11 protein-coding genes and 2 riboswitches are annotated in these 15,349 nt (G+C 39.1%); of the genes, 9 read left to right on the top strand and 2 right to left on the bottom strand.

The annotated features are described in order from the left end of the window. Positions 1-22: 22 nt before the first annotated feature. Positions 23-730 (bottom strand): LytR/AlgR family response regulator transcription factor, encoded by a 708-nt coding sequence (locus tag QNI15_RS09820; RefSeq protein ID WP_314031575.1) that lies wholly within the window; start codon positions 728-730, stop codon positions 23-25. Between the two features lie 150 nt (positions 731-880). On the opposite strand from QNI15_RS09820, the gene QNI15_RS09815 reads away from it, so the two are divergent. Beyond that, on the top strand, positions 881-1,828 hold the full coding sequence (locus QNI15_RS09815) for a hypothetical protein (protein WP_313997699.1): 948 nt from the start codon (positions 881-883) through the stop codon (positions 1,826-1,828). On the opposite strand, the gene QNI15_RS09810 is transcribed toward QNI15_RS09815, so the two are convergent. Then, on the bottom strand, positions 1,810-3,513 hold the full coding sequence (locus QNI15_RS09810; RefSeq protein ID WP_313997697.1) for a histidine kinase: 1,704 nt from the start codon (positions 3,511-3,513) through the stop codon (positions 1,810-1,812). The genes QNI15_RS09815 and QNI15_RS09810 overlap by 19 nt on opposite strands. A 165-nt stretch (positions 3,514-3,678) precedes the next feature. On the opposite strand from QNI15_RS09810, the gene QNI15_RS09805 reads away from it, so the two are divergent. The 8 genes from QNI15_RS09805 to QNI15_RS09770 all read left to right on the top strand — a co-directional run bounded on the left by QNI15_RS09805 (position 3,679) and on the right by QNI15_RS09770 (position 15,341). Then, positions 3,679-5,058, top strand: coding sequence for a serine hydrolase (locus tag QNI15_RS09805; RefSeq protein ID WP_313997695.1), 1,380 nt, complete (start codon positions 3,679-3,681; stop codon positions 5,056-5,058). Positions 5,059-5,153: 95 nt separating this feature from the next. After that, a riboswitch (cobalamin riboswitch) is annotated at positions 5,154-5,362 on the top strand. A 31-nt stretch (positions 5,363-5,393) separates the two neighbouring features. Further along, on the top strand, positions 5,394-6,626 hold the full coding sequence (locus QNI15_RS09800) for an ABC transporter substrate-binding protein (protein WP_313997693.1): 1,233 nt from the start codon (positions 5,394-5,396) through the stop codon (positions 6,624-6,626). Then, positions 6,623-7,711, top strand: coding sequence for a FecCD family ABC transporter permease (locus QNI15_RS09795; protein ID WP_314031573.1), 1,089 nt, complete (start codon positions 6,623-6,625; stop codon positions 7,709-7,711). Before QNI15_RS09800 ends, QNI15_RS09795 begins: the two co-directional genes overlap by 4 nt. Then, the gene (locus tag QNI15_RS09790; RefSeq protein ID WP_314031572.1) at positions 7,708-8,751 is read left to right on the top strand and encodes an ABC transporter ATP-binding protein; all 1,044 of its coding nucleotides are present in this window, start codon (positions 7,708-7,710) and stop codon (positions 8,749-8,751) included. Before QNI15_RS09795 ends, QNI15_RS09790 begins: the two co-directional genes overlap by 4 nt. A 34-nt stretch (positions 8,752-8,785) precedes the next feature. Then, positions 8,786-8,988, top strand: a riboswitch (cobalamin riboswitch). A 124-nt stretch (positions 8,989-9,112) separates the two neighbouring features. Next, positions 9,113-11,305 (top strand): TonB-dependent receptor, encoded by a 2,193-nt coding sequence (locus QNI15_RS09785; RefSeq protein ID WP_314031571.1) that lies wholly within the window; start codon positions 9,113-9,115, stop codon positions 11,303-11,305. A 70-nt stretch (positions 11,306-11,375) separates the two neighbouring features. After that, positions 11,376-11,954: a cob(I)yrinic acid a,c-diamide adenosyltransferase gene (locus QNI15_RS09780; RefSeq protein ID WP_314031569.1), complete on the top strand. Its 579-nt coding sequence runs from the start codon at positions 11,376-11,378 to the stop codon at positions 11,952-11,954. Positions 11,955-12,471: 517 nt separating this feature from the next. Next, positions 12,472-12,885, top strand: coding sequence for a hypothetical protein (locus QNI15_RS09775; RefSeq protein WP_313997682.1), 414 nt, complete (start codon positions 12,472-12,474; stop codon positions 12,883-12,885). Positions 12,886-13,034: 149 nt separating this feature from the next. After that, a complete protein-coding gene (locus QNI15_RS09770; RefSeq protein ID WP_314031568.1) occupies positions 13,035-15,341 on the top strand; it encodes a sensor histidine kinase in 2,307 nt (768 codons plus the stop codon). Positions 15,342-15,349 lie beyond the last annotated feature (8 nt).

The raw sequence follows: 15,349 nt of genomic DNA, 5'->3' as shown, positions 1-15,349 counted from the left end.
AAATCCCTATCTGCATTCAAACTTATTCCTTTCCAAATAATTTTGTCCTTAATATCTTATATCGTGTACGTCCCACAGGTAATAACTCTCCATTGGTAAGCAGAACTTTGTAGCTACTCCCTGACTGGACTATAATTTCTTTGATCTGTGAAGTCTCCACCAGATACGATTTATGGATTCGTTCAAATGTCTGAGGTAGGAGTTGTTCCAGGCGTTCCAGTGATTTATCATGGATCTCTTTCTTACCATTTTTCAAATGAAGCTCTGAATAAATACCAGATCCTTTGATATAGCTAATATCCTGAACATCTATAAGTATACTATTCCCTTTCTTTTTCACAGCCAGAAACCGGACTCCCATGGTAATAACTTTCTCTCTGGCAGAAACTCGTAAAAAAGCCTGATTTAACCGGTCTTCACTAAAAGGCTTTGGTACAAAATCCAGCACACCATACTCAAAGGCGGTAATAGCTTTGTCTTTATAAGCAGAGACAATAATGGTATGGAAGGATTCTGCAACAACAACTTTTAATAACTCAAAGCCATCTGCACCATTCAGGTTCAGATCCAGCAACACCAGATCAAAGGTGTGAGTAGTTAAGTAAGCTTGACCTTCTTCCAGTGATTCACAAACATGAAGTGCTTCTAGTGTATCTGTAAAAAACTGACGAGTCATTCGTTCCAGTCGCCGGGCAATACGTCCTTCATCTTCTACAATAAGGATTTTCATTGTAGTAATTCTGCTTCTGTTTTAAATAAGAATTCAGGAAACACATAAATATGCTATATAATTAAAATTATTTTAGGTTTATTATAAAACTATTCAGTTAAAACAGCATCTATATGGTAATCTACAACTATAAACCTACACTCACCAAAGATGAAAAATATAGTATTTATCTGGGCAATTAGCTTCTGTCTGGTAACTGTCTATGGACAAGGTAATTCTAAAAAACTATTTCTCTCCAGTACAAAAAAAACACACACTGTTTTCATTGAAATAAATGATCAGTCAGCTTATCTGTTCAGATTAGGTTACTGGAATAAACCAATGGGGTCTAGTTATAGTCTCATTCAAACTGATACATTATCAAGGCAGAGAAGTACAGATACATATCTTTTCATTGGCACAAACACAAAGATCCAAAAAGATCAGAATAAGTTATATGTACTCTTATCAGATACACCTGACAAGAAAGTCTTAAAGATAGAAATAGATACAGTTACTAATGAAACAGAAATTAACCAATACATAAATAATGGCTATTGGCATACTAACTTTTCTACCTTAAGTGTAGAAGTCAATGCTATGTATCCTATTGATCACTATAGCTTCTATGAAGGATACAGATACTGGGATAGGTTTACGAATACCCAGGATTATTATCAGGACTTCAGGGTTTTTGCAGATAACAGACTCAAAATTATACGAGACAGTGTCATAGAAGCCAAAAGTTCCCGCAGTCAACTTACTCAGCATACAGTCAACAACATTTCTACTATCTCCTATACAGAATTAAAAAATAACCTGATAGAGTTATCTGACGACAGTGAAAGACGTTATTTTAGTGCCATAGTCCATGCTGTTTGTATGCAACGTACAGATCTGCTTTTTAAACTGGCAGACGATAATCCTTCTCTAAAAGAAAAACTTTTGTATTCTATTCAGGGAAAGGAAGCTATTCAAAAAATCAGAGCGACAGAAACCAATTCGACTTTTAAAAGAGAAGTTATCAAAGACCGCAGACAAACTACAGCCATGCTGATTAAAATTGGTACATTGTATGCAGCATTAGGAGTATTGGTTGTCTATCTGATAGCACGGTGAGGATGATAAATGGTAATGGTACTCTTCCAACCTTCTGGGACTGCACAACTTTCCAAACTCCATAACGAACCATAATTTTCTGTCAGCCGGGCTTGTATGTATTTTAAACCTGTACCCGTCTTCCCTGGCTGAACCGGACGATTTCTGGCAAAGACAGTTAGTTCGTATTTTTTTGTTTGTGGAGTAGATTCAAAATGTAATTGGAATCGAATAGAGCCATCTTCTAATGGCAGACTATGAGTAATACCATTTTCCAGAATCGTATGTAAAATTGCTGGTGGTATATACTCTTCCTGATCAATGTTTAATTCTTTCCATTGGTAGTTAATTTCCTTACGGTATTTCATCACTATCAGATGGCTTTGGCATAGGTCTATTTCCTGTCGGATGGGAATCAGGGAATGCTCAGCCACTACACTGAGCAATTCAAATTCTTTTGCCAGTGCTTCAATAAAAACTACTCCCTCTTTAGGAGACTCTTCGACCCAATCGATAAGAGAGGTTAGTGTGTTCATCAGAAAGTGAGGTTGAATATGCTTTCTCAATAATTCATTTTTTAATCTCTCCGAAAGCAACAACGACGACTCATACGCTTTTTCCTGTTCACGGGTACGTACAGCCATTAGGTACAACATACACAAAACAATCAATACAAAACTTACAAACAGACTGATATCATAATATACAAGAATATGTACCACAAGACTTGCCAATAAACCTACGAGTACAATCAAAGCTTCTTTGAAATGCTTTTGGAGTGAAACTACAGTTATACCAACGGAAAAAATCCACATAGAGAAACTAAGTAACTGGGCTGTCAAATCATAATGACCATAGTAAAATATGTAGATACCAAGCAGGCAGGCTCCCATAACAGATAAAAAGACAGACTTTTTAGGTAATGTAAACTGTATGGCAAAGTACCAGGGTATCAAAAAAGCGATAATAAGTGTCAGGATACCTATAACTTCCAGTCGCGTATAAAAATGTGTGTAAGGAATATCTATATAGAATTTCAGGTATTCCAGCATCAGCAATGCACAAAAAAGAAAGCAAACCACACCAAACATCAATACCACATATCTCTTTCGGTTTTGGCTATATAAAAACAGGTAATACAATGATGTCATAAGAAATGCGCCAGCCAGCATACACATAAAGGAGGTTTGCAATAAAGGTGATCGTATCAGAGAGGTATAGTCGGTAATTCGAGCACTAACTCGTCGGTAGTTATCACTTATATATGCCTGTGACATACGCAAAGCTAGTGTATGTGTACCAGTCACTACTGCAGAATCAGGAAGCAGATAATAACTGTCGACAATTCCAGGTATTTCCTGATTCAGACTATCCTGTACAATACCATTCTTTCCTATTAGTTTTCCATCCCAATAACACTCAAATGCCCCAAATGAATGAATAGCAAGCCCTAGATGATCTGTAGATGGCTGAGGCAGTGTAACAGCAATTCTTATCCAAAATACTTTATCTTTTGTATCACCTCTTTGCAACATCCAGTGGCTATCATTATAGTTTGTAGCAGCCCATTGAAGGTTATCACCTATCTGAAACCGTGGTTTGGAAATTAGTGGTTCAGTAGACAGATTGGCAACAGATTGAGACTGGCAGGAAGATAAAAAAGTAATACAGACAAAATACCAGCTCCATATATACAGTTGCTTCATATGAGGTTTTAATTTCCTAAAGGTAAAACGAATATGTATATACTAGAAACTGAACTCAAGTCATTCACAAGAATATAGAGCAGTTTAGCTAGTTTTCCATCACAAAGCATATCCTTGTTTATACTATTGCAAAAAACTACTATCCCCAGGCAATCTGTGTAAACTATGAAATCTATCTTCATTTTTGTATTTGTACTTCTTATTACCTGTAGCTATGCACAGACAGATAAGATCAAACGCATTGACTCACTGTTACAAGCTGCAAACCAACGCGGAATCTTTAATGGCAATGCACTGGTAGCTCAAAAAGGCAAGATTATCTATCTGTCTTCGTTTGGCTACGCTGATGCGGCAAAAAGCAAAATGCTTACTCCTTCTATGCGCTTTGACATAGGTTCTATCTCGAAAGAGTTTAATGGAGTAAGTATCATGATTTTAAAAGAAAAAGGAAAGCTAAAGCTGGAGGACAAAGTATCAAAATATGTTACCTTTCTTCCATCCTGGGCTGATAAGATTCAGATAAAACATTTGATTCAGTATACGAGTGGCTTACCTGCGTCCAATGCAAGTTCCGAAGAAGAGGTTCGCACCTTTCTGACTCAGCTGCCTAAACTGGAATTTGAACCAGGTACTGCTTTTATTTATAGTTACCTCAATGTGTATCTGCAACGCTGGATCATTGAAAAGATCTCTGGACTCTCTTATACGGAATTTGTAAAGAAATACATTTTCAAACCCTGTAAAATGTCCCAAACAGTTATTGACGCCTATACTGTCGATGTAACTACAGCACGTCCGTTTGATAACAATTTTGTAGAGCCTGCCAACTTTACTCAAAGCCTTACCGGATGGCTTAGATTACCCGTAGAAGATCTTTACAAATGGACAACTTGTCTGCATTCCTATCAACTCATTTCTGAAACTTCTTTTAAGGAACTGGCAGAAAGCTTTGGAGATAATGAAACCAGTCTCGGCAGCACTGAATTTGAAAACCAACAACTGACCTGGCATCAGCATCATGGTTCCAATTTTAACTATGAGGCTTTGATGTCCTGCAATGTAAAAGAAGGCATCACCATTATTCTGATGACCAACAATCAGAACTTTAAAGTATATCCACTGAAAGATGCTATCTATGCTATTTTACATGACAAACCCTATTCTCTACCCAAAAAATCAGTATATCTGGACCTACGGGAAAAGGTTCTAAAGGATTTTGAACAGGGGCTGGCTTTTTATCGTCATATTCGGGAAACACAACAAGACATCTATGACTTTTCATTTGAGATTGGCGATCTCATCAGCACGGGCAAATACCTGATGCGAAGACAAAAATTTGATGAAGCAATCCGTATTTTCCAACTAAGTTTGTTATTGAACGGCAAGCCTGAGGATACGTCCTATAACTATGAACTTATAGGTGAATGTTATATGCGAAAGGGACTCCCCCAAATGGCAATCCTTTTCTATACCAAAGCAACAGAGACAAATCCTCAGAATAAAAATGCTTGGGGAATGCGAGATAAACTGTTAAGTCAGTTGTAAAACTTATCTTATATAGATCTCCACTACCAGCCTGATGTTCATACTTATAACATCGGGCTTTTTTGTTTCTCTCACCAAATCCATAAAATTTTCTTAGCTTTGCCATTCCTGAAGGTAGTAAGCGATACAACTCGTAGTGTTTACTTTAAAAGGGAATCCGGTGTAAATCCGGAACAGTCTCCGCTGCTGTAACCCCGTCCTATCCGAGACTGACAAGTTGCTATTCCACTGTTCATTTTTACATTGAGCGGGAAGGAGTCAGATCTGGGGAAGTCAGAAGACCTGCCTGTTGGGGTTTCATACTTATCGCTTTCGGAAGAAAGGCGCATGTATTCATGAAAACAAAAAAAAACCTAACCCGAAGCAGCCACAAAAGGATTTTGTCGCTGCCTTCACTGGTTCGCTGTTCATCTTGGATAGTAGCTCTCTACTGTCTGACTGGAATACTGACCAGTTGCCGTTCCTCATCCAAATCAGATTCCGCAGAAGAAACCACTGCTATCCAGCAAAACTATTTTCCGGATAAAGTTGAGATTGAGTATGCCAAAGGATTTACCATCCAATACTTCAACCATTATAAGATAGTGCATATCTTCAATCCTTTTGAAGCAAAAGGAGATACAGCACGTTACCTTTTACTACAACGTGGCACCCCACGTCCCGCAGGCTATGATCTGTATCAGAAAATTGAGATCCCTGTCCGTAATCTGGTTGGCATGTCGTCTATGCACGTAGGTCTGGTTAGCTTTCTTGATGCCCAGAATACATTAATCGGGTTGGGCAATTTGAAATATGTTTCCTCCCCAGAAGTACTCAAACGAATTGCCAAAGGAGAAATCACAGAAGTTGGCAACGATCAAGCAATCAATGAAGAAAAGCTGATTACGATGCATCCTGACCTGGTTATGACAGTGGGAAGCGCAACAGCCCGGATGGATCACTATAAAACCCTTACAGATGCAGGCCTTCCTGTGCTGATTAATTCTGAATGGGTAGAAACTACTCCATTGGCACGTGCTGAATGGGTGAAGTTAATGGCAGCCTTACTCAACAAAGAAGCACTTGCAAATGAAAAGTTTGTAAAAATTGCGCAAGAGTATAAACGATTGTCGGACCTAACCCGCAATGTGAAACATAAGCCAAGTATCATTACTGGTATGACATACAAGGACACCTGGTTTCTTCCGGATGGAGATAGCTACATGGCTCACTTTTTTGAAGATGCGGGCACAGATTATCATTGGCGAAATGAGAAAACTACAGGTAGCCTGCCTCTCAGTTTTGAAGCTGTGTATCCAATAGCACTGGAAGCTGAATACTGGCTCAATGTAGGATTCATTGATACCAAACAGGATATTCTGGCCAAAGACAAACGATATGGGGACTTTATCTCCTTCAAAACAGGTAAAGTATATAATTATAACAAACGGACCAATGAACAGGGAGCTAACGACTACTGGGAGTCTGGCGCGGTAAGTCCTCACCTGATACTAGCAGATATGATTAAGATACTTCATCCGGAATTACTGCCTGATCACGAACTGGTGTATTACAAACAGGTACAATGATTTCCCAAAATACTGAGGCTGGCCGTACTATGTCCAAATCCCATTCCTCCTTCCGAAAGATCGTGGTGAGTTCATTAATTTTTCTCATCATTACAGGCTTTCTGCTGGATATTATGCTGGGTTCTGTATCTATTCCTTTTCGGGAGGTAGTACGTATTCTATTTGAGCAGACATCCGAACAAACAGCCTGGCTTTATATTGTTCAGAAAATTCGTATTCCCAAAGCCATTACAGCTGTATTGGTTGGATGTGGTCTATCTGTAAGTGGCCTGCAAATGCAGACATTGTTTCGCAATCCACTGGCAGGCCCTTCAGAACTAGGTATCACAGCAGGAGCAGCACTAGGTGTAGCAGTAGTAATGCTTTCCAATGGACATATTACCAGTATGCCAGCTATCCGGCAACTGGGTATTTCTGGTAGTTGGCTGATTGTAGTAGCAGCTTCAATGGGTTCGGCCTTGGTTTTATTTCTGGTAGTACTGATTGCAGGACGTATACGAGACAATGTAGTACTGTTGATTGTTGGTGTTATGATTGGAACTATAACCTTATCTGTTATCAGTATATGGCAGTATTTTAGTCAGCCAGAACAGTTACAGGAATATATACTATGGACATTCGGCTCACTGGGAGGGGTAACAGACTATCATCTATATGTATTGGCAGCTACAGTAATAGTGGGACTAGTATTAGCATTTGCCTCATCCAAAGCATTGAATGTTTTGTTATTAGGTGAAAATTATGCCCGAAGTATGGGCCTGACAGTGGGATGGGCACGAGCCATTATTCTGGCAAGCACCAGTCTGCTTACTGGTAGTATTACAGCCTTCTGTGGACCCATTGGCTTTATTGGTATCGCAGTACCACAGCTAACACGTTCGTTATTTAATACTTCCAATCATCGGGTATTGATTCCCTGCACTTGTCTCATTGGTACATTATTAATGCTGGCCTGTGATCTTATTGCACATATGCCAGGCAGCCAGACAGTACTACCTATCAATATAGTGACATCCCTGTTGGGTGCTCCTGTTGTGATATGGATTATTGTGACCCGAAGTAATCTAAGAGCATCCTTTGTATGACAGCAAGAAAATCTATACTCACTGCTGTTGATTTGTCAATTGGCTATCGTCTATCTAAAGAACAAACATATAAAATAGCGGGTCCTTTGCAGCTGAACTTATGGCAGGGAGAGCTGGTATGCCTGCTAGGCCCAAATGGGGCAGGTAAGTCTACGCTGATGCGTACACTTGCAGGTTTACATCCTGCGCTGGAAGGCTATATTAGTATTACCAATTTACCCTTGTCTGATTTAAAACCCCAGGATTTAGCTCGAAAGCTAAGTATGGTACTTACAGAACGGGTAGGAACAGGCAATCTGACAGTCTATGAACTAGTAGCATTGGGACGTTACCCCTATACAAGCTGGCTGGGTACTCTTACAGCTAAGGATGTGACCAAAGTATATGAAGCAATGGATGTGATAGGTATAACAGCCTACCAGCATCGTTCTATTCAGTACCTGAGCGATGGGGAACGCCAAAAAGTGATGCTGGCCCGTGCCTTGGCACAGGATACGGACATGATTATGTTGGATGAGCCAACAGCCCATCTGGATCTACCCAGTCGTGTGGAAATGATGCAATTGCTGCATCAACTGGCAAAGAAAACCCAGAAAGCTATTCTGCTCTCCACTCATGAGCTGGACTTAGCATTACAGGCAGCAGACAAAGTATGGATCTTACTACCTGATGGCAGCTTAGAGGTGGGTACACCTGAAGACCTTGTACTCAAAGGAGCCTTTGAATCAGCCTTCGCCCGCAAAGGACTTCACTTTGACCAAGCAACAGGAAGCTTTGTATTACATAACGATAGCCAGGGTCCTGTCATTGGACTTAGTGGTCATAAGGATTTGGTATTCTGGACACGTCGCGCACTACAACGGGAAGGTTTTTGTATCGAAACAGACCAGACAAGTGCATATAGAATAGAGGCTTTATTTACTAACAATCAACCTGACTGGACTCTTTATCAGAACGGAATTTCTGTAAAATACAACTCTATGGCTGAAGTGCTAGCTGCACTTCAACTATGGAAAAAACAAATAAGTACAATTACCTGATACTAATTTAAATCAAAAATACCAGTAGAAGCTTGTTTAGCTTTCACATACAGGTGTTTACCTCTTCGATCTGATCAGGTAGACTTAAAAGGGAATCCGGTGCAAATCCGGAGCAGTCCCCGCTGCTGTAATCCTGTTTACAAAGCTTTTGATATACCATGTCACTGTCTGTTATCAGATGGGAAGACAATCAAAAGTCAGGAGAGCCAGAAGACCTGCCTGGATGAGATTTATACCCGCTGAGCTTTCGGGAGAAAAGTACAGTGCATAGTACTCATCATCAATCTATTATTAAGATTGAAGTGATATGCCTGTCCTTGCGTTCAGCTCATTGTTTTTATTCATTTAATTAAATTGAACTGTGAACTTAAGGCTATCTATTATTCTATTTATATTCGCTGTTATTCTGTTTCTTGTAACTGTTCAATCAGGTATTGCTCAACAACAGGTAGCTGATTCTATCTGGTCTTATCAATTAAAAGAAACAGTAGTTACGGCAACCCGTTCTTCTATAGAAAAAGAACGAATCCCTCAGCAAATCGATATTATCTCCCAAAGGGATATTAAACAAACATCCTTTATAGACGCTATAGATCTGGTAAAGAAGAACTCTTCAGTCAGTGTATTACAGTATCCTGGTTTGCTGGGAGGTGTAAGTATACGGGGATTTCGGCCTCAGTTTAGTGGCATCAATCAACGTACACTTTTGCTGGTAGATGGTCGCCCGGCAGGTACCGTAAACCTGGCAACTATTGATCCGGGTAGTATTGAACGTATTGAAATACTTAAAGGACCAGCCTCTGCACTCTATGGAGCTCAGGCAATGGGTGGTGTGGTGAATGTCATTACCCGAAAATCAACAGATAAAATTCACTCTTCTCTTTTGGCAGAATATGGTTCCTATAGTTCCTTACGTATTGGTGGTCAAACGGGAGGCAATCTGACAGAGAAGCTAGACTTTGATTTGTCTTTTCAATCCTTTAGTCGCAATGATGACTATAAAACCGGAAAAGACAACTGGTTGCGCAATGCACTTCATGGAGGTACGGCCATCAAATATTATATAAAACAACCTGCTACTGAAATCAATGACAGCCGTGGTGATGGAATCCGCAGAGATTATACACAACTGAGTTATTATTCGGGTTCGCTACGGGCAGGTTATCAGCTTACTTCCAACTGGCGTCTGGATGTTCGGGGAGAACGTTTTCTGGCACATAGTATAGAATCACCTAGTGACATTGAATATGGAAATACCCAGCCTAGTACCAAAGACATTGGTCGGGCAAATGGCGAAGTAAGTCTGGCTGGCACAATGGGCATTCACCAGCTTAGCCTAAAGGGATATACTGCTCAGGAAACATCTGATAATTATACACTCGAAAATAATGGTGTAAAAATACCACCTTATCGTTCTTACCAAAGTCAATCTTCCTGGAAGGGAATACAGGTAAAAGATGTACTGAAACTAGGTATTCATCAACTTACTCTGGGTATAGACTATACTAGTGTATCTATTCAAACACATTCCTATTCCAATGATACGACAGAAACAAGACCTTACAGTCCTAACTATGCATTACACTCAACAGCCATTTATGCACAAGGTCAGTTTTTCTTCCTGAATAACCGCCTGACAGTAACACCAGGCCTTCGGTTTGACAGAATTACATTTGATGTAAAAGCAACTCCACTTCTTACTACTTATACGCCAGGCAATGAAACCAATCCTTTTCTAAGTCCAAGTTTGGGTGCACAATACCAGATTATCGAACCGTTGAAAGTGCATGCTACTATTGGCCGTGCATTTGTGACTCCGGATGCCTATCAGGTGGCGGGATTTTCTCAATTGGGCAGCAACAAATCAGTTGCCATTACTCAAGGTAACCCAGAGCTGACTAATGAAAACAGCATTACCTGGGATGCAGGAATCCGGTTTATCAAACCTGCTATTGGATTTACAGCAGATATCACCTATTTCTCTACAGTAGTACAAGATCGTATTACGAGTCGTACTACCCGTTATACAACACCTGAATTTACGGTCAATGGAGATACAATCAAATCCCGAACAACCTATATAAATGCGAATAAAGGTGAGATACGCGGTCTGGAAGCAGAGGTAGCCTATGACTTTGGAGCATTAAAAGAGTATGCATACTCATTCCGTGTATTTGCAAACGCTACCTCTATCTCTCATGCAAAGGAAGTCACCATAGGTACAGATGGTAGTACAACTCGTAAAGACATTTACAATATAGCATCGCTTACCATGAATTATGGTATTGAATACAATAACATGAAAGGTGCTTCCTTACGGATCAACGGACGGTATGTCGGTCATCGAAAGGATACAGACTATAATGATTTATTATATCCGGAAATTCAGTATCCGGTCTTTATGGTGATTGATATGGCAGCCTCTTATATCTATGCCCATCAGCACACAGTAAGTCTGCTGGTAAATAATATCACAGACGAAAACTATTATGAAAAACGAGGCTACAATATGCCAGGCAGAAATTTCACATTGCGTTACAGTTTTACCTTCTAATATAGAATGTAAAGTTATAAGAGAATGGTAACCATTCCCTTATAACTTTACTATTAAATTTCACAAAACCATGAAAATATATACCCGTAAAGGAGACAAAGGTACTACAGGACTTTTCGGAGGCAAACGTGTTGACAAAGACGATGTCCGAGTTGAATGTATCGGTACACTGGATGAAGTTAATTCAACCATTGGCTTACTACGTGTCAAACTAGGTTCTGAGCATGAGTGGCAGGCAAATCTGCATAAAATTCAGAAAGATATGATGGATATGATGTCACATCTGGCCCGACCTTCGGATACCAAAAAAGTAAACACGAATCCTATGCCTGAAGATGGCGCTGAGTTTTGTGAAAACTGGATTGATGAGTTAGAATCAAAGATGACCTCCCCGTCAGACTATTTTTTACTACCAGGTGGTAATGAGATCTCCGCTTTGTGTCATATGGTTCGGACCCAGATGCGTCGTGGAGAACGTAGCCTCACATCATTAATTAAAACAGATGAGGTACATGAGGCAATACCTGCCTATATCAACCGGCTATCTGACTTGTTTTTTACATTAGCCAGAGCTGAAATGGACAAAGCAGGAGTAGCAGAAGAAAAATGGCAATTATTCCTATACAAACGATTTAAAGATAAAGCCTAATGATCAGGAAAAGTCCAACAGGAATATATTTCTGTAAGACACCTTTTATTCGGAACAATTCTCCAAATTGGACAGACCTCAGTATATCTTTTGGAATTTCTTTCTTTGTATTGTTTTTTTCTCTTTTCAGAAAGAGAAAAAAACAATACTTTTGTTCATATCTTTGTGTCCAATAAACTCACATATCAGGTAACATATTAAGCAGTTATACACTTCTAACCCATCTTCGATATACCTATATCAACTAAGCGTAGACATACTTGCATTATCAGGAGAATCCAATTCTCTAAATCTATCTGATGTTTTCACTAAACTGTTGCATTCTCATGCAATAAATATTCCCGTACAGTATGTATGAATTCACTTCATTCATATAAGTTAATGCGCACTTTACTAGTAAGTTATAGTAAAAAAATATAGTTGAATCCACACTATATTTCGTATAAATTTAAGACCCCGTTATTTAGTAAATCTAATCATACTCAACATCACACAAACAAAATAATGATTTAATCCTATGACTAAGCAACTGAGTAGACAGTTAATTACATTGGAGCAGTGGCAGGATATTTTTCCTACACAATGGCGCAGAATCCAACATCGTAAACTGGATCATATGTGTCAAACGGTTGAAAACTTCTACAAGCAGACCCTTGATATAAGACTGCTGTTTGATAAAAATGGCCAATCTACCTTCTTCAGAAATGTATACTATCAAGACCAGGACGCCTCTATCAAAGTAGGAGATATTACGCTACGACTGGAAGCCAAATCTGGAGTATATAAATTAGGAAAAGATCCTGTTAGAAAGCTATCGGATTTTATTCAGGCTCTTACTTCTCAAACTGGCAATACGCTTCAGTGGCAGGATGAAGTATGGGATGTGCTGGAAAAACGCAAAAGTCGCATTGAGCAGGCATCATCCAAATAAACTTTCTTTCTATCAGAAATCTGCTTGACGTTACTTAGACAATCTGTTGCTAAACATTTGAATTTATAAATGATTCATTATAAAGTAATAATGTAGAGAGTCTGCTTTAAAAAGGATTAAAAGTATACAAAATAAGCCTTGTCTGGTGAATGCCGGGCAAGGCTTATTTTGTATACTTTTTTTTCTTTACTTTACAGAAGCATCTGAGAAACAAAGCTAACAGTCAATACCTGTTTTGTTATTCTCCTATCCTGTTAATCAATCAGACAGCGGAGAGTCACAAAGACATACTTTATCAGGCAAATCCATTCCATATTGTTTACCTTATCATTTATATAATGGAGGCAGCTGTGCATTTCTCCAACAGAATAACATTATTTGTTAGAATACTGGCAAGTATTACCATTGTGCTTGCTATTCTTGGTCTTATAGGATGGTTATTTAACTACTTACCCCTACGTACTTTCTTGATCAGCAATGCTGTAATGAAAGTTAATACAGCAATTCTACTCATTTTAGCAGCAGGTAATCTTATTCAGATGGCAAGCAAAAAGCCTTATTTCTGGCTAGTGCTTCTTTTGTCTGGAATCATTGTACTGATTAGCCTTGCTATTATGCTTGAACACTGGCACATTCTTTCATTAAATCTGGATGAGTTACTGGGAACTGATTCCAAAATAGGTTCCTCCTCGCCAGGCAGAATATCCATTGCAGGTGCCATCTGTTTTTTCTGTATTGGGATAGCCTTTCCCTGTTTTATTTACAAAAGATATAGTGCAGGTCACATACTCGCCATTATTGTATTTTTGACTGGCTACCTGATTTTTCTGGGGCATTTGTTTCAGATCAATGACTACTACGATTTCAAAAGTTATTCGGCTATGTCTGTGCATAGCAGTTTTGCATTTCTGTGTATAGCGCAAGGACTCCTCCTTTTATATCCTCAACATGGGATTGTATCTATCGTTACTGGTCCTTATCTGGGCAATCTAATGGCACGATATGTATTTGGTATTGCGATGCTGGGAGTACCACCCATTATTGTACTCTATCTATATGGGCTCAATCAAAACCTTTATACTCCTGCAATGGGAGCACTGTTGATCCTAATATTCTTTTTTACTACTATTTTCCTAATCTATCATTTTATTTTTTCCAAAGTAAACCGCTTGGATCAGGAACTTCACAAAAGATATGAACAATTATTGTTAGGAGAAGAACTAAGTCAGGTTGGAAGTTATGAAACGGAGTATGAAAATTTTACTTTTCGAGGCACTCCACAACTTTACCGCATCTTTGGCTGGCCAATCGAACTGGCCTACACTGACAGTTCTCTGGATCTCCTTTATAACATTATTCATCCTGATGATGTAGAGCGTGTTAGAGTAATTGTGGACAAGGCGCTTAAAGACATCGCGCCCTATAGTATAAACTATAGAGTAATCCTTCCGGATGGACAACTAAAATATATCTATATCAAGGCTCGTGTATATAAAAATCAGGATGGTATTCTATGTGCCAAAGGTACAGCTATGGATGTAACGGTAACCAAACAACAGGAAGCTCAATTACAGGAACTCAACCGTGAGCTAACCTTGCGAAATAAAGCAATACAATCTACGAATGAAGAGTTACAGGTAATGAGTGAGGAGCTAAGTTTGAGTAATGGAGCATTACGGGTAAGCAATGAAGAACTAACAGCATTAAAAGCAGATCTTGAGTTTAAAGTTTCTGAACGAACAGCACATCTGGAAAGAACACTTTCCGAACTGAAACAAAGAAATGAGGAGTTGGATCAGTATGTATATAAAGTATCACATGATATCCGCTCTCCGGTAGCTTCTATTGCAGGTCTCCTTAGTCTGATAGATGTTGAATCTGATCTGGAAAAAAAACACCAGTATATTAAACTCATAGGTAATCGGGTTGACAGGCTTGAAGAATTCATCAACTCAATTCTGAACCATTCCCGTAGTTTGTTTAATGCACTGGAGTATAAACCCGTTTCCCTAAACAAAATAATTCAGCAATGTCTGCATGAACTGGAATATTATCCTGGCTTTGATCAGGTTCAGGTTGTCATTGATATGCCAGCATCCGATAGTATTCAAAGTGATGAACTTCAATTATTAATTATATTTAAAAACTTATTATCCAATGCAATCAAATACCACAATCCCCGTACTGAAAGCAAAGTATGGGTATGTGTGAGTTATACAGATAATTATACAAATATTCGGATCCAGGACAATGGAATAGGCATTGCGCCGGAATATCTGGGAAAAATATTTCAGATGTTTTTTCGTGCTACCCAACGGGCAGATGGGTCAGGGTTAGGCCTTTATATCGTGCGGCAGGCAGTGGATAGACTTCATGGAAAGATTACAGTACAGAGTGAAGAAGGTAAGGGTACAAAGTTTACTATCGTCCTGCCAGTTGCTCATGTAAACTCCTGAGAGGAGAT

The sequence above is a fragment of the Xanthocytophaga flava genome (assembly GCF_030068545.1).
GTDB lineage: Bacteria > Bacteroidota > Bacteroidia > Cytophagales > 172606-1 > Xanthocytophaga > Xanthocytophaga flava.
Note: the sequence above shows the minus strand (reverse complement) of the source record. Positions and strands in the feature narration are given on the sequence as shown.